This is a genomic window from Bradyrhizobium sp. dw_411, assembly GCF_018449695.1.
Lineage (GTDB): Bacteria > Pseudomonadota > Alphaproteobacteria > Rhizobiales > Xanthobacteraceae > Bradyrhizobium.
In genome coordinates this window covers 242,697-261,859 of record NZ_JAAVUY010000004.1, presented here as the reverse complement: position 1 = coordinate 261,859, position 19,163 = coordinate 242,697, and the positions used below count along the sequence as shown (strand labels likewise).

Sequence of the window (19,163 nt, the reverse complement as noted above, 5' to 3'; positions counted from 1 at the left end):
CTTAGGAATCGGAATGACTTACGAGTTTGCAAGGGACGGATACGGAACTGCTGCTACCGTAGTTGAACCCGATTCATCGCACCCCGACATCGTCAATATTGCCGACGCCGAATTGCTCCAGACCGCGACGTTTCAACGTGCGGGCACGGACCTGCATCTGCACGGCCATGACGGCCAGCATCTCGTCATCCCCGGCTATTTCGCGAGCGCTCATCCGGCCGCGCTGATGGCGCCGAACGGTGAACGGCTGCCCGGCGACAGCGTCGCGCAGCTGGCGGACCAGCATGCGGAAGCGCAGCCGGCCAATACGGCGAACGATGCGGCGCATCACGCCGGCCCGTATGCGATCGGCCATGTCGACAAGATCGTCGGCGACGTCAGCGTGCAGCGCAATGGGGTGCTGGTGACGCTGCATGCGGGCGACGCGGTTTACAAGAACGACGTGATCCAGACCGGCGGCGGATCGTCGGTCTCGATTTCGCTGTCGGACGGCACCGCGCTCAATCTGGTCGCCAATACCCATATGGTGCTCAACGCATATTCGTTCGACGCCAATTCCGATGCGAACCACGCGCTGTTCACCTTGCTGGAGGGCACCTTCGCCTTCCTCGCCGGCAAGGCCGCGCATGGCGGCGACATGAAGATCGCGACCCCGGTCGCCTTTATGAACGTTCATGAGGGCACTACCGGCTGGGCCCATGAGCTTTCCTCGGACGAGATCTCGGCGATTTCGTCAAAACTCGGCCATGTCACCTTTTCCTTTGCGGTGGTGAACGAGCACGGCAGCGACAGCCACGGCCTCTACGATCTCTTGGTCAATGACAGCGTCGTCGGCAATATCGGCGATCCCAATCTGGTCTGGTACCTCGATCAGGACGGCAATCTGATCTCGATGCCGCTGGACCATTCGCGGGAGTTCACCGACGGCCTGTCGCGGGACCTGATCCGCGGGCTGGACGAGACCAATCCGTTGACGAGCGCGCTCGGCGTTCACGGCAGCGGCAGCTCGATTGATCCGTCGCTGTTTCCCCAGCCGGTCAACCTCAACGCGCTCGGCCCGAGCTTCGGCTTCGACCCCAATGCGGGCGGTCCGTCCTTTATCGGCAATCTCCCCCAGCCGAATGGCCAACAGGGCTTTGGCCATACCAACATCTTCATCTGGAACGGTTTTGGCGGCTGGGACCTCACGCCGCAGGACTGGAACCTGGGCTTTGCGCCCACCTCAGAGATCGACACCGTCATCATCCAGAGCGGCAAATCGACCTATGGCGCCAATTATTTCATCGGCAGCCTGAGCGTCGATTTCGGCGCCACGCTCAATATGGCCCAGGGCTCGCTCACGGTCGGCGGCCTCACCAATGCCGGCACCATTGCGATCAATTCGTCGGGCAGCGATCCGGCGCTGGTGATCCATGGCGCGATCACGTTGACCGGCGGCGGCGCCATCGAGATGCTGGGCCCGACCGCCGGCAATTTCATCCTTGGCGATTTCGCAGCCAGTCTCGTCAATGCCGATAACCTGATCGAGGGCAGCGGCAATATCGGCGGCGGCGACGGCCGGCTCACCTTCATCAACAAGGCGAGCGTCGATGCCACGCCGGTTGTGGCCGGCGACAGCGGGCTTTTGATCATCAACACCGGCAACGCAATCCAGAATTTCGGCGTGCTGGAGGCGACGCTGACCGGCCAGCTCCAGATCGAGGACCGGCTGTTCAATTTCGGTTCGGTCGAGGCCATCGGCTCCGGATCGTCTGTCGTCATCGACAACAACGGCTTCAATACCGGCACCATCGAGGCGATCTCAGGCGGCAGGCTGACGATCCAGGATTCGACGATTGTCAATTCGGGCGTCAATGGCGCCGGCCAGATCGCCGACGGACTGGTTTTGGCCGGTGCTAACTCAGAGATACTGCTTGCGGACGCCACCATCCTGGAAGGCTTTGTGTCGGTTCAGGCCGGAGGCGAGATCGAGACGGTCGCAGGGACCGGTAACAGGATCGATACGACCAACGGCACGCGCAACACGGCGCAGCCGACCATCGTCAACGCCGGCAAGATCCTGATCAATGACGACAGCTCGCTGACGCTGGCAAGCCCGTTCGATATCGACAATGCCGGGACCATCGAACTGGCCTCGATCGGCAACGCGACAGAACTCGACTTCAATCAGCCCCAGGCGATCCTGTCGGGCGGCGGCGATATCATCCTGGACGGCGGACAAACCATCCCCGGCAAGAAGGGCCTGTCGCCTGCGCAAGACATCATCGACGGCCTGCCGGGTGCAGGCTTTGCGACGGTAAGCCTTGAGAACCGCGACAATACGATTGCGGGGGCGGGCGCAATCGGCGAGGGCGACGGCGCGCTGGCATTCAGGAACGACGCGCAGGGCACGGTCGACGCCGACCTCAAGCGTCAGACGCTCGTGATCGCCACCGGCGCCCACACCATCGTTAACGCCGGGCTGTTCGAGGCGACCGGCGGCGGCGAACTGAAGATCGAAAGCGATCTGGATAATTCCGGCACCGTCATCGCGCATGCCTCCAGCGAAGTCCTGATCGAGGCCGATGTCATCAACGAGGATACCGGCAAGATCGTTGCGCGGGGCAAGAATGCCCAAGTCGATATCGCCGGTACATCCGGCAATAAACTCAGCGTCGACAATTTCGGCGATATTGCCGCGCGCCATCGCGGTACGGTTTCGCTCGACTTCACCGATGTCACCAACGAGGACACCGGCAGGATCGTCGCTGCCGGCAGGAGCTCGCTGGTCGATATCGCGCACAGCACCGTTAAAAATGACGGCGCGATCACCGCGCGGCGCGAGGGCGCCGTCGAATTCGATCGCGACCGGGTCAGGAACGAGGGCGACGGTTCGATCAGCGCGACGGGACGGGGCTCCGAGGTCAGCTTCGAACGCAGCCGTGTCGAGAATTCCGGCGAGATCACCGCCGAGCGCGGCGGCGAGGTGACCTTCGACCGGTCGCATATAGATAATAAAAAGAACGGCACGATCGAGGCGGATGGCCGCGGCTCACAGGTTCGGTTCGAGCACGACCGCGTCGACAATAGCGGTCTGATCGAGGCCGAGGATCGCGGCGAAGTAACGTTTGATCGTTCGCATATCGACAATGCTCGTCACGGTACAATCGAAGCGGATGGCCGGGGTTCGAAGGTCGCATTCGACCACGACGATGTCGATAATTCCGGTCTGATCGAGGCGGATCATCATGGACAAATAGCGGTTGATGAGTCGCTTGTCCTCAATGATCGCGGTGGCACCGTCGAGGCGGATGGACGCGGCTCGAACGTCGAGTTCCAATACGACTTGGTCGGTAACGCCGGTCTCATCAAGGCTGACAACCGCGGCGAAGTTGAATTTGATACGTCGGTTGTCGTCAACGAGCGCGACGGAATCATCGAGGCTAACGGCCGGGGTTCAAGCATCGCGTTCAAATACGACTTGGTCGGTAATGCCGGTCTGATCCAGGCCGACAACCGCGGCGAAGTTGAATTTGATACGTCGCTTGTCCTCAATGATCGCGATGGCGCCATCGAGGCGGACGGAAAGGGCTCAAAGGTCAGGTTCGAGCGCGACGCCGTCGGCAATTGGGGATGGATCGGCGCTGTCTGGGGCGGCTCGCTCGAACTCGCAAAATCCTGGATTTACAACGGGCGTGGCGGTGAGATCGAAGCCGATGGCCGCGGCTCCGATGTCGACTTCGACCGCGACCAGGTCTTTAACGCCGGACGCATCGAGGCGGACCGTAGCGGCGAGGTCGCGTTCGATAACTCGCATGTCGATAACGACCGGCACGCCACGATCGCGGCCGACGGCAAGGGCTCAACGGTCGCGTTCGATCGCGATCACGTCGACAACTTCGGGCGTATCGAGGCTGATCGCAGCGGCGAGGTGGTGTTCGATCGGTCGCATATCGACAATGATCGTGGCGGCACGGTTGAAGCGAATGGCCGTGGTTCGCAGGTTCAGTTCAGGCACGATCACGTCGCCAATTCCGGACGCATTGAAGCGGATCGCGGCGGCGAGATCGATTTTGATAAATCGTTTATCGTAAACGATTCTCACGGCATCATCGAAGCTGACGGCCGAGGCTCCGAAGTCAGTTTCGGTCGCGATCACGTCGACAATTCCGGCCTCATCGACGCCACGCAACAGGGCGAAGTCAGGTTCACCAGGTCCCACGTCGACAATGACCGTCATGGCACTATCGAAGCCAATGGCCGCGGTTCGCAAGTGCGTTTTGACCGCGGCCATGTCGAAAATTCCGGGCAGATCGAGGCCGAGCTTGGCGGCAGCGTCATTTTCGACAAGGCCAACATCGATAATAACGGCGAGATCGCGGCTTCGGGCGGTGGCGAAGTCACCTTCGAGGACAGCCATGTCGACAACACGAATGGCCTGATTTCAGCTTCCGGGCGCGACTCCACCGTCGATTTCGACCAGTCCCATATCGTCGGCGGCAAACTGACGACGGCCTCGGGTGGTCTGATCCAGACCGTGCAGGGCACCAGCACGTTCAAGGACCTGACCATCACGTCGGGCACGCTGGTTGATGTCGATGGCGGCACCAAGCTCGAACTGACCGGCGCCATCGACAGTTCCGGCACGATCTCGGTCCTGCGTCATGGCGAACTCGATCTGGTCTCCGCCACCGTGGACGGCGGCCTGATCAGGAACCAGAACGTCATCGACGTCTTCAACACCGATACGCTGGAGAATTTGACCGTCGCCGGCGGCGACATGGTGGTCGAGGCCCACGCCACGCTGCACATCGAGAAGACCGTTTATCTCGACGGCGTCGATGTCGAGAATGACGGCGGCATTATCATCGACCGCACCGACCCGGCGACATTGGTTGTCGACGACGGCACGGCGATCGCCGGCGGCCAGTTGACGGTGAACGGCGCCGGCACGCTGGATGTCGAGCGTGGCAGCAATTTCGGCGGTTCGCGCGGGGCGGTCCTTGACGGCGTCAGCGTCATGGACAAGGGCGCTATCGATATCGGCTCTACAGCGACCGGGGCCATCCTTACACTTGACGATGACACGATCATCTCGGGTCCGGGTTCGCTGACCATCGAAGCCGGCTCAAAGCTCGACGTCGAGCGCGGCAGCAACCGTCATCACGGCGCGACGCTCGACGGCGTCGCCGTGACCGACGACGGCTCGCTCGAAGTCAGCAACAACGCCACCCTGACGCTCGATGACGGCGCCACCATCACCGGCAGCGGCAAGCTGACGGTCGATCGCGGCGCGACGCTCGATGTCGAGAAGGGCAGCACGGGGCCTGATTTCGGCGCGGTTCTCGGCGGCCTTGATGTCATCGACAATGGCGCGATCGACGTCGGCGGCGATCATTCCGGCGCTGTCCTTACGATCTCCGGCGGTACCGACATCACCGGTGGTGGCAGTGGCACGCTGAGCATCAACCACGGCTCGACACTCGATGTGTTGAAGAGCGCGACGTTGGACGGCGTACTCGTCACCGTCGATGGCGCGCTGGATGTTGAGAACAACATTGCTACCGTTCTGACGCTAGACGACGGCACCACCATCGACGGCAACGGCAAGTTGACCATCGAATCCGGCTCGACGCTGGACGTCGAACGGGGGACCGGCAGCGCTCATCGCGGCGCGACGTTCGACGGTCTTGCCGTCGTCGATAATGGCTCGCTCGACATTGGCGATACTGCCGCCGCTATTCTCACACTCGACGATGGCGCGACCCTTTCCGGCTCGGGCCAAGTCAAGATCAAATCCGGTTCGACACTCGATGTCGAGCGGGGCGCAACCGGCCCCGGTGCAACATTCGACGGCATCGCCGTGTCGGCTCAAGCGACTGGCAAGATTGAAGTCGGACAGACCAGCACCGCGACGCTGTCGCTGAAGAATGGTGCCTCGATCACCGACGGTACGCTCCTGATTGGAGCCGCCGGCCATACCGGCACGCTGGATATCGAAAGCGCGTCCGGCGCAACGCTCGATGGCGTCGTTGTCACGGCTCATGCTGTGACCGACAATATCGAGGTCGGGCAAACCGGCACGTCGACACTGCTACTGAATGGTGGCACGGCGATAAAGGGCGGCACACTCGCGATTGGCGCGGTTCACAGCACCGGCACGGTCGATGTCGAAGGCGCCTCCGCCGTGACGCTGGATGGCGTTGCGGTCGTGGCCAAGGCCTCCACTGACAGCATCAAAGTGGGGCAGACCGGCAACGCGATACTGTTGCTCAAGGATGGCACCACGATCACCGGCGGCACGCTCGCCCTCGGCGCGACCGGCGATACCGGCATTGTCGATGTCGACAGCACCGTGGGTGCGACCTTCCACGGTGTCACGGTGACGGCCAAGGCCGCTGCCGATGGTATCGAGATCGGCAAGTCCGGCACGTCGACGCTGACCCTGGACGATGGCACCACCATGACCGGTGGCACGCTGACCATCGATGCCGATGGTGCGCTGCAGATCGATCCGTCGCTCAATATTCTCAGCGGCGTCAACGTCGTCAATCACGGCAACATCGTCGTCGATCCCGGCGCTGCGACGCTGGAGCTGGAAAGCGGCACCAAGATCACCGGCGGCAATCTCACCGTCGGTCCGGACGGCACGCTCGATATCGATAATTCGACGCTGACCGGCGTCAAGATCACCGACGCGGGCATCGTCGATATCGGGGGCGGTGACACGTTCGACCCGACGGATACGCTGACCTTCTCCGGCGCGGGGGCGCTCGATATCGAGGCCGGCGCCCGGTTCAATATGGCGCTCTCCGGGATCGATACCGACGACATCATCGATCTCAAGGGCGTGACCGTCACCAACGCGATCTGGGACGGCACTCATCTGTTCCTGAACGGCGCGCAGGTCGACTTCACCATCTCCGGCGGCCTTCCCTCCGGCGATATCTTTGCCTTCAAGAGCGACAACAATGGCGGCACCGACCTCAAGGTCGCGACGCAGCTTGTGCATATCAGCGCCGGCACGACGCCGGCTGTCGGCACCGAAGGTTCGCCGATCTCTTTTAGCTTCAACGAGAATCTCACCGGCGGCGCGACGCTCTCGTCTTACATGATCTCGGGCATCCCGGTCGGCGCGGTTCTGAGCGACGGAAACGGTCATACTTTCACAGCGCAGGTCGGTGAAACATCCGTCGATGTCCATGCCTGGACTCTTACGTCGCTGACGGTCACGCCACCCAACGACACCAATTTCACGCTGTCGGCGCTGGTGACCGCGACCGATAGCCATGGTTTCTCTTATTCCGCGGAGACGAGCGAAGCCATCACGGTCGATCCGCTGTCGCCGGGAGTATCGTTCAACAACGCTTCGGGAAGAGGTCACGCGGGCACGGCCGCTTCGGTCGGGCTCGCTGTCACCGATTCCAGCGAAGGCGGCGCGAACGGCGATGGTTCGCACAATTCAATCGAGTCCGTGATCATCACCGGTGCGCCCAACGGCGTCACCCTGACGGACGGTGCCGGCGATCACGGCACGGTAACCAACGGCTCGCTCGACATCACCGGCTGGAGCTACGGGGGGCTGACTTTCACGGCGCCAACCAACGGCTACTACACACTGACCGCGACCGTCACCGAGCAGGACAGCGACGGGCAGACCAGCACGAGCGTCGCGAAAGACAACTTCATCGCGATCACATCGCCCACGATCACCAGCAACGATCTCTCGGGTCCCAGCACGGCGCGACCGGCGGACGTGCTGACGGCCTCCGAAGGCGCCGGCGCCTTCGGCGTCACCTATCAATGGTTCAGCGTCGAGAATGGCGTCTCCCACCTGGTCGGCACCGGCGCGACCTACGCGGTGCAGTCCAGCGACGCCGGCGGTACGATCGATGTCGTCGCCCAAATCAGCAATCCGAATGGCGGCTCGACCAGTCTTAGCAGCGGAAATATTTCGGTCCTCTCGCCGGTCATCTTCAACGTTGCGAACGAAACTCAGCTGATCAACGCGATCAACGCCATGAGCGTGGGCGGCAGCCAAAGCAGCGCCCCGTTATTCCAGATCAATTTCACCCAGACCATTACGCTGAACTCCAATCTTCCGGCCCTCGATCTTGCCAACGGTTCGTCGCTCGTCATCAACGGCAATGGTTTCGATCTCGACGGCGCCAACCAGTATCGCGGCCTGTTCGTGTTTGCCGGCTCTGTCGCGATCGACAACCTCAATATCGAACACACGCTGGCGCAGGGTGGCACTGGTGGTACCGGCGGCGGCGGTGGCGGCGCCGGGTTAGGCGGCGGCTTGTTCGTCGGCTCGGCGGCGGCCGTCTCGATCAGCAATGTGAATTTTATTGGCGACCGCGCGATAGGTGGCAATGGCGGCGGCACCGCTAGCTACAACAGCGGAGCCGTTGTGGGCGGCGGTGGCGGCGGTATGGGATCGTCCGGTCAAGGCTCCACCTACCAGACGAAGCTTTCAAAAGCCTATATTTTCCCGTTCTACAGCTCCGTCAATGGTGTGTGGACGCATACGGGTACCGAGATCTATGGCCCAACCGACTTCGCGTACGTCAAAGGAGGCGGTAACGGCGGGACTGTCGGTCTGACCGTACCGGGGCACAGTGGCTACGGAAATACGGCGACGGGCAGCCATGCGAATATTCCCGCCGTCGGTTCCGTCAATCGCCTCGGCTCGGGTGGCTTTTCGACAAGAGGCAATTACACCGTTCGATACCGCGGTTATTTCGTCGAATATATCAACGGTAATGTGGGCTCACATCAGGGCCCTCCGGCCTACTTCCGCAACTCCACGACGGCCCAGAACGGCAGTTTTGGCGGCGGCGGTGGCGGGGGGGAGAGTTTTGCATACAACGCTTACACCAACTACACGGGCGGAGGTAACGGCGGCTTCGGCGGCGGCGGCGGCGGTGCGGGGCTCGGCAGCAACAACAATGGTGCGACCGGCGGGGCTGGTGGGTTCGGCGGCGGCGGCGGCCGCAGTGGAAGCAATCACGCCGGCGGTGCGGGCGGCTTCGGCGCCGGCCATGGCGGCGCTGGCATCTATGCCGGCGGCGGCGGTGGCCTCGGCGCTGGCGGTGGCGTTTTTGTCGAGCAGGGCGGATCGCTGACAATCGCCGGCGGCTCGCTGTCGGGCAATGGCGTTTCCGGCGGTGCAGGCGTTTCCGGCGGTCAAAGCGGCGCGGGGTTCGGCTCCGGCATTTTCATACAGGGCAACGAGACCATCATCCTCGCGCCGGCGGCTGGCGATACGCTGACGGTTGCGAACGGTATCACCGACCAGAGCGGCAGCGGCGGCACTGGCGCCAATGCCGGCGTCGGCAATATCGAAGTCGGCGGCGCCGGCGTGGTGCATTTCTCCAGCGTCAACTCTTACACCGGAACCACGGTCGTCGATTCCGGCGCGACGCTTGACATCGACAGCGGCGGAAATGTCGGGGCGGGGGCGATCACCGTCAATGGCACGCTGAATCTGAATGTCGGAAGTACCATCGCGAATGCACTGACCGACAACGGCACGATCAACGTCAACGCCGGGACGACGTTCAACCAAATCATCCACGACAGCGGCACCCTGAATGTCAATGCCGCGAGTGCCTTCATCGGCGGTGTTGACGGTAATGGTGTGATCGCGCTCGATAACGGGGGCACCTCTACCTTTGCCTCGATGTCCGGCACCGGCACACTCAATTTCGGCAGCGGTGTAGCCGCAACCGCGCTCGTCGTGAGCGGCGGGATTTCCAAGACGATCACGGGATTTGGCAGCGGCGACATCATCGACCTGCGCAGCATCGCGGCGACCAGCGCCTCTCTCGGCGCCAACAATATCCTGACGTTGAGGAACTCCGGCGGTACGACCGTCGGCACGCTGGACTTCGATCCTACCCAGACCAATCTGCAACTCGGCGTGTTGTCGGACGGTCATGGCGGGACCCTGATCGATATGATTCAGACCGCGTTCTCGGTTGCCTCGGCGACCGATCTCGCTGCGGCGCTTGCCGGCATCAGCCAGGGGGGCGCGGATTTTTCCCTGGGCGCATCCTACACGATCACCTTCACCGGCGGCTTCTCGCTGTCGTCGCTCTCTGGCCAGCTTGCCACGATCAACCTTGGTAGCGGCAGTACGCTGCTCGTTGACGGGGCGGACTTCAGCCTCGACGGCGGCAACAATGGCTTCATCGACAATTCTGCTGGCGTCACCATCGAGAACCTGTCGATTGCCAATACGCCGGGCTTTGGCATTTTCATCGAGGGTAACCACAGCCTCACGCTGTTGGCATCTACGGGCCAGTCTGAGACGATTTCCGGTGTCATTGCCGACGGCGGCAACGGCAATAGCGGATCGGTTGTCATCGGCGGCGGGACCGTCACCTTCACCGCGGCGAATACCTATACCGGCGGCACGACCGTTAATGCGGGCACCACGCTCGATCTTGCCGGTGGCAGCATCAAAGCAGTCACCGACAATGGCAACATCGAGCTTGGTACGACGACCGCCGTCATCGGCGGCGCGGTTACCGGGACCGGCACGATAACTTTCACTCAGCCTGAGACGATGCTGAAAATCGGCAGCGGCGTTCCTACCGCGACGATCTTCGGCATCGCGGACGGCGATATCATCGACCTGGCCGGGATCGCTGCGACCGGTATCCAATCGCTCGGCAACAACAGCTATGCGCTGACCTCGGGCGGTACGACGCTCGGCACGCTGCATTTTGATCCGTCGCAAGATCTGGCGTCGGATGCCCCTGTCATTGTCTCCGATGGCGCCGGTGGCACCGACGTGCGGCTGGGCCACATCGCGGGATTCACAGCCAGCACGGCTGCGCAACTTGCCGCGCTCATCACCGAGATCAACATCGGCGGTGCCGATTCACTCGCCAATACCAGCTATGAGATCGACCTGACCGGCGCCATCGCGCTTTCAGGGAATTTGCCTAACATCCACTTGGCCAATGGCGACACGTTGTCCATTGTCGGCAACGGTCACACTATCAGCGGCGTGTTGAACAATGCTCCCGCCTACGCTGCTTTCAATCTGCAATCCGGTAATCTGAGCCTCAGCGACCTGACCTTCTCGCAAACGAATGGCAATGGCAGCGGATTGAACATGGCCGCGGGCACGTCCGCTACCTTGTCCGATGTCATCTTCAGCGACAACCAGGCGCCAGGGGGCGTCGGCGGTGCGATCGCTGTTGCGTCCGGCGCTTCTTTGACGTTCGGCGCCGGCTCGCTCTCAGGGGATTCTGCGAGCGCGGGGGCGGCCTTCTGGCTCAACGGCGGCACTGTCAATTTCGCCCCGCCGGCCGGCGAGGCACTCACCGTGGCCAACTCGATTGGCGGTCCCGGCGGAACGATCAATATTTCGGGGCCGGGCGATGTCGTTCTTTCCGGCGGATTCGATTCCGGAAGCGAGACCATCAACATTTCCGGCGCGGGCAACGTCACGCTGTCCGGCGCCTTCTTCGGCACCCAGACCATTATAGACACCGGTTCGGGAACCCTGACCATCGATCCCACCTACAATCTCGGATCGATCTCGGACCTTGCCGCAGTGGTCTATGCCATCGATACCGACGCGATCGGGCAGGTTGGCGGCATCGATTATGTCATCAATCTCACCGCCGATGTGGCGGCGGGCGGCGGAGTGCCGGCGATCTCGCTGGCTGCCGGCAACACGCTGACGGTCGATACCAACGGCCATCTGTTTGACGGCGCGACCAACGGCGCCGGCGCTGATTTCACCTTTGCGGCGACCGGGCCGGGCGGCAGCACCGTCCTGACCGGCGGTGCGGAGCCGATCTTCAGCGTTGCGTCCGCAAGCGATCTGGCGAACGCGGTTACCGCCCTCGATATCGGCAATCCGCTTTCGAGTATCGACACGAATTACGTTATCGACCTGACCGCTGACGTTGTTGATACCGCAGGCCTTCCGCCGGTCACGCTGGCCAGCGGTTCGACGCTAACGATCCACACCCACGGCCATCTTTTTGACGGCGCCACCAACGCCGCTGGCACCGACTTCATTTTTGCTGCGACCGGTCCGGGCGGCAGCACCGTGCTGACAGGGGGAGCCGAGCCGACGTTCGACGTCGCCTCCGCAACCGATCTGGCGAACGTGTCCTCCGCCATCGACTCCGGCGGTCTCCTCTCGAGCATCAACACGAACTACGTCATCAACCTGACCAGTGACGTGCCGCTTGCGCTCAATCCGGCGACCTTCAAGCTCGCGGCCGGCGATACCCTGACAATCGATACGGGCGGCCATCTTTTCGATGGGGCGACCAGCTCTACCGGCAGTTTCATCTTTGCGGCGACAGGCCCGGGCGGCAGCACGGTCCTGAGCGGCACTGCTGTGCCGACCTTTGACGTCGGCTCCGTAACTGATCTGACGAAAGTGGCGTCGGCCATCAACGCCGGCGATCTGTTCTCGAGCGTCAACACCAACTACGTCATCAACCTGACCGGCGATGTGCCGATGACGGCCAATCTGCCGGCTTTCAACCTCGCGGCCGGCGATACGTTGACGATCAATACCAACGGCCATCTTTACGACGGCGCGACCAGCCCGACCGGTACGATCACCTATTCGACACCAGTCGCGGGTGGCAGCACTGTCCTGACGGCCAATACGCAGCCGACGTTCAGCGTTGCGTCGCAGGCCGACCTGGCGAGCGTGCTTCAGGCGATCGATAACGGAGGCTTTTTTGCCTCCACAAATACCAACTACGTCATCGACCTGACCGGCGATCCGACGTTGACGGCCAACCTGCCGGTCATCGCCCTTGGGGCAGGCGATACCCTGACGTTCGAAGGCAACGGCCACACGATCGACGGTGGCAATTCCTACGGCGGATTTTATCTCCGGTCGGGCAATGCGTTGTTCTCCGACCTGACGATGCAACATCTGGTCGAACGCGGTCAAAATGGCGGCTTCGCGACCCGAAGCCAATTTTATGGCGGAGGTGGTGGCGGTGGCGGCGGTGGTCTCGGTGCCGGCGGCGCGTTCTTTATCGGCAGCGGCGCCTCGGCCACGATCACAAATGTAACCGTCACCCATGACGGCGCCATCGGCGGCAACGGCGGCAACGGCTTCGGGGGCTACACCAGATTCGCCTATCGCGGCGGTGGCGGGGTGGTTGACGGCGAGGGGTATCAATCGGGTGGTGCTGGCAGCGTCGACTACGGCGGCCAAAACGGTGGCTTCGGCGGCGGCGGCGGGGGTGCCTATGGCTTCCGTTACCTGGGAAGACACGGAACAAGCCATTATGGCGGAGGTGCCGCGGGTTACGGTGCCGGCTATGGTGGTTTCTCGTCGGCAAATATAGGTGGCGGCGGCGGCGGCGGTGCCGGACTAGGTGGCGGCATCTTTGTCGCCCCCGGCGGGTCGCTGACCATTGCCGGCGGCGAGACCGTTTCCGGAAATTACGTTCAGGGCGGCAGCGGCGGCGCGGCCATCGCCGGTGCGCAGAACGGCGGTAACGGACAAGGCCTCGGTGCCGGTCTGTTCGCAGGTTCGGACAACGTCACGCTGGCGCCTGATCCAGGCAAGACGCTGACATTCTCGGATGCCATCGCCGGCGATCAGGCCAGCACTATCCATATCGCCGGATCCGGCAATGTCGTGCTTGGCGCGGTGAGTGCTACGACCATCGACATCGACGGCGGCAGCACGCTGACACTTAATGGCCCTCTGACGAACGATTCACTGACGGTCTCCGGCTCGGCGGCGTATACGTTGACGACAACGACAAGCCTGCAAGGCAACGGCTTCATCGGCGTCTCCGGCACGGGCGAGCTGACGCTCGACGTCGCCAATACCGTGAATGGCGGCGTGCAGCTTTCCGGTCAGGGCACGGTCGAACTCGCCGTCGCGGGTGCGGCCGGTAGCGGACCGATCGTCTTCGAGCAAGGTGCGCAGGCGACCCTCATCGTCGATGCGGCCTTCATCCCGAGCAACCATATCGTCCCCAACACCATCCTCGGCTTCCTTCCGGGCAACACGATCGATTTAGCGGGCTTCGCCGCCAACGCGACCGCGACGCTTGGCGCCAACAATGTTCTTACGGTCACCGACGGCCCGGACAAAGCCGTGTTTCAACTCACCCCGGGCTTTGATTTCTCGAGCGTCCAGTTCACCGTCACGTCCTATAATGGCGGTGTCGCGGTCACCGAAACGGCGGCGCTCGTCAGCACCGTCGCGGGCCAGCCGCAGAATGGCGGCACGGTCACGTTGAATGGTGTGGGCGGGGTACCGGGCAGCACCATCGATATCCTCATCGATGGCGTGCAGGTCGGCACGGCCACGCCCAACAACATCGGCCACTTCAGCTTCACCACGTCGGCACTCGCTGACGGCCAATACACCTTCACCACGACACAAACGGGTAATGGCCCGCCGCAAACCACGTCGTTCATAGTCGATGTACTGCCCACGACGCCGTCGCTCGCTTTGGCGTCCGGACAAACTCTCCTGGTCGACAACGCCGGCGTCCAGGTGACGGGAAGCGGCGAGGCCAGCCAGACCATCACGCTGAATCTCAGTGGTCCGGGCGGCTTCACCGCGACATACACCACCTCAACCAGCGGCAGCGGAAACTACAGTTTTGCCACGCCGAACCTGGCCGAGGGGCACTATACCCTCACAGCGACCGACACCGACGGCGCTCAGGTTGTGAGCCTGCCGTCGAATGTCTTGTCGTTCGATGTCGACCCGCAGACCCCGACCATCACGGGCGTGGTCGCACAACCGCTCGACAACGCTTCGTTCCATGTAACGGGAACCGCCGAGGCAGGTCTCACGGTCAACATCTTCAACGGTGGCACCCTGATCGGCTCGGGTACCGCCGATGCCAACGGCAACTTCAATATCGCCACGACCGTACCCTTGAGCCACGGCGAGTATTCGCTGACAGCGACGGCGACCGACGTCGTTCAGTCGGTCAACTACACGAGCGCGCAATCGACCGCCTTCACGGTCGATGTCGACCCGCTGGCGCCTACGATCACTTCTGTCGTCGGACAGCCCGTCAATGGCGGCACGGCCGTGCTTCAAGGCCATACCAACGGCACGTCGGTTCCGAACGGCACCATCACGCTCTACGAGAACGGCAATGTGGTCGGCACGGGTACCGTCAGCGGTACCAGTTTCACCGCCACGACGGTTGACCTCGCGGACGGCGTCCATTCGCTGACGGCTGTTGTCACCGACGCGAGCGGTCTGCCGAGCCCGATCTCCGCCGCTTTCAACGTAACCGTATTGCCGGACACGCCGGGAATATCATCCGTCGTTGCCACCGGACCCCAGGCGATCGAGATCACGGGAACGGGTGAGGCCGGAGAGACCGTTAATTTCTTCGTCGATGGCTCGAGGACCGCTCTCGGCTCCATCGTGGTCGATTCTACTGGCCAGTTCGACTTCACTGACGATGTTGTTTTCGCCGGCACCCACACGATCACCGCGAGCGAAACCAACACCGCGCTCCACCTGACAAGCACGCTTTCCGCCGCCGTGCAATTTGATGTCAATCCGGACGCACCGACGATCACATCGGTCACAGGGGCTGCGGGCGTAGCGCAGCCTTATGCCAATGCCGACTTCGTCGTTACCGGCACCGGGCATCAGATCGGCGACGTCATCACGCTTTACGCTGATGGCGGCTCGACCGTGATCGGCACCGGGACCGTGGGCACTGGTGACGTGTTCCAAATTACGACGACCGCGTCGCTGCCCGCCGATGGACTGCACACGCTGACGGCGACCGAGACCGCTGGCCACGATATCAGTGCTCCGTCGGCCGGCTTCTCTGCGACTTTAGATCCCGCGGCGGTTACCAACATCCAGCAGAATGGCATCGGCACCAATCACGGGAGCATCGAATTGACCGGCAGCGGTCAGGCTGGCGATGTGGTTACGCTGAGTATCGGAAACGCCGTGATCGGCAGCGGCACCGTCGACAGCACCGGCCATTTCGACGTGATCTCGAACGCGAACTCGCAGCTCCTCGGCGGGGGTATCCAGCACGTCACGGTGACGGAAACCGATACCGCTTTGAATCTCACCAGCCCGGCAGCCACCTTCGACGCGAGCGTCGCGGGAGAGGCGGCCGACATCAGTTCGGTCGTGTCGGTCGCCGATCCGGTCGGCCGCGTCGAGGTAAAGGGCGCCGGCGATGCCGGAAGCACGATCACGCTCTATGCCGACGGCAACTACACCACGGCGATCGGCACCGGCACGGTCGGTGGCAACGGTCAGTTTGACATCTATAGTTCGTTCGAGTCGCTCAGCGGCGGCACGCATAATATCACGGCCGTCGAGACGGTTCAGGGAGTTCCGAGCCAGCCATCGGCAGCGGTAGGCGTTACTGTCACGCCGACGCCGGACACCTGGGTCATCACCTCGGCGGCCGATCTTGCGAAAGCCATCGCACAGATCGATGTTTCCGGCGCATATGCGCAGGCGGGAGCGCATTACACGTTCGACATCGCCAACGATCTGAAGCTCACCGACCAACTTCCCGCGTTCAATCTCGCGCAGGGCGCCTCGCTCACCATCAACGGCGAAAACACGATACTCAACGCCAACGGCGAGCCGGGCCTGTTCGTCTATTCCGGCGATGTTACGATCAACAACCTCGAGATCGAAAATGCCCTGACTCAGGGCGGCAGCACTGATTCCGGGGGCGGTGGCGGCGCCGGTCTCGGCGGCGGCCTCTTCATCGCGTCGGCCGGCGCTGTCACGCTGTCGGGTGTCACTTTTACCCATGATCAGGCCGTCGGTGGCCATGCGGGTGTCACCTTCTCCAACTACGGCATTGCGGTGCTGGGCGGCGGCGGCGGCCTTGGCGGTGCGGGCGGGTTCCTCGGTGGCGGCGGTGTTGGCATTCACGCATCCGGCGCCAGCGGTTTCCAGTCCGGGAGTTCATCCACGCCGGACGGCACCGGTACAGCGGCCGGCGCCGGCATCGTCGTCGGGGCAGCTTCGGGCGGCGGTCAAACCGGCGGCACCTACCATGTCTATCAGGGCGGGGCCAATGGCGGCGGCGGCGGCCAGAGTGTCGGCTTCTACTCCAACGCCCCCCGCGTTTTCGGCGTGGATGGATTCGGTGGCCCCGGCTATGGCGGCGGCATTGGCGGTACCGCCGGGAATACGTCCACCGGCGCAGGCGGAGCAGGAGGCTTTGGCGGCGGTGGTGGCGGCGGCGGCGTCCTCGGCGCTTTCTATCACGCCGGCTACAGCATCGGCGGAACCGGGGGCTTCGGCGGCGGGGGTGGCGCTGGCAGGTATGGCGGTGGCGCTGGTGGCTTTGGCGGTGGCGGCGGAGCCGGCAATTACGGGACTGGCGGCAACGCGGGTTTTGGCGCGGGCAACGGCATCAGCGGCGGCGGTTACAGCGGTGTCGGCGGCGGCGGTCTCGGCGCCGGCGGCGCGATCTTTGTGCAGCAGGGCGGATCGCTGACCTTCGCTGGAAGCGGGGCCGCGTATAACAACAGCGTCGCCGGTGGCGACACGTATTTCAGTTTCGGCAATGACGGCTCGGGGTTGGGCAGCGGCATCTTCCTGCAAGGCAATGAGACCATCACCTTCGCGCCGCAAACGGGGCAGACCGTCACGATCTCCGATGCCATCGCGGACATGACCGGCTCGAACGACCATACGGGCGAGATCGGCGCGGGCGCGCTTGTCGTCAGCGGGCCGGGCACGCTGATCCTGTCCGGCAACAACACTTTCACCGGCGGCATCCTGCTCGAGAACGGCACGCTGGATGTGACGAGTGTGCACGGGGCAGGTTTCGGTGCGATCACGTTGACGCAGCCGGATCATGTGACGCTTCAACTCGAAGCCGGCAATGGCCTGCTGCCCAACGCTATCGTGCTCGACAATTTCGTGGAGACCGGTGAAAGCTATAATAACGGCCTGCTGACGCTGACCGGTACGAACTTCACGTCCGGCGCGAATGAGACGGTGATCATCGATTTCACCAACCCCGGCGCCAATCTCAACTCGGATCTGCATTTCGACATCACGAACGGCGTCACGACCATCACCAGTAGTTCGGTCGCCTGGGCCAGCACGGGCGGCGGAGACTGGAACACATTGGTGGACTGGACTTCCGCCGTCCCGACCGCGGCCAACGACGTGACCATCGCGTCCGGCGCGAGCGCCCCTTACACGATCTCGGTCGCGCAGGGCGAACTAGCGCAGGCCTACAATCTCACGATCAACGACGCCCATGCCACCATCGACGACAAGGGCATCCTGATGGTGAGCGGCGGGCTGACGCTTGCCGCCGGCATCTTCGATCTCGACGGTGGCGCCCTGCAATCCGCGGAGGCGATCTCGATTGGCCATGGTGTGACTTTCGAGGGCGACGGGACCGTCTCTTCTGCTGCCGGTATCGTGATGTCCGGCAATGTGATCGCTTCCGACGCTGGCGGTCCCGCGCTGGATTTTGCGAGCGCCGTCACGGGAAGCGGAAACTTCCAGATCAATGCCGGTGTGACGCTGGAGTTCGGCGGCTCTGTCGCCGGCGGCGCCACCGTCACCTTCGCGGGCGGCACCGGCGAGCTCAAGCTTGACGCCCCCGGAAGCTTCGCCGCTACCATCGCGGGCTTCACCGGCACCCAGGCGGACGCCGCGCATTCCGATGTGATCGATCTCGCCGGGATCAACGAAACGTCGGCCAATTTCCACGAGAGCTACGCGGGCGGGGTGCTCACGGTGACCGACGGCATCAACACCGCGGAATTGACCTTCAGCAATTTCAACAGCTCGTTCAAGTTCGCCTCCGACGGCAATGGCGGCACGCTGATCTTCGATCCGCCCGCATCGGCTGCGCCAAATGCACCCGCCGCAAGCGATGCTCCGGCCGAGCCGGGCCACAATTTCGTATTCCGGCCGGGCTTGGGTGCGCAGGGTCCCGGCGGTTCCGATTTCGGCCGCGATACGTTCGACCTCAGCCATTTCATCAACCCGCCGGCGGCGCAATGGGCGCAACTCCCGGTGCACGAAGACCAGAGCCACGCAACGTTCGACCCGGCTCACGACTACGGGACGATCGCGGGCACGACGCCGCAGCACCTGCATGCGTTTTTCACGAGCGGCGTGCACCTGCATTAATCATGAATGAGACAGGCGGCGTCGACTTAACCCGCCGGTCATCGAA

Annotated in this window: 1 protein-coding gene; it reads left to right on the top strand. The window is 63.0% G+C overall.

Translation table 11 applies throughout. The annotated features are described in order from the left end of the window. The first annotated feature begins 13 nt into the window (after positions 1–13). Complete coding sequence (locus HB676_RS08355; protein ID WP_213737477.1) at positions 14–19,117, top strand: autotransporter-associated beta strand repeat-containing protein; 19,104 nt, start codon at positions 14–16, stop codon at positions 19,115–19,117. Positions 19,118–19,163: the final 46 nt, after the last annotated feature.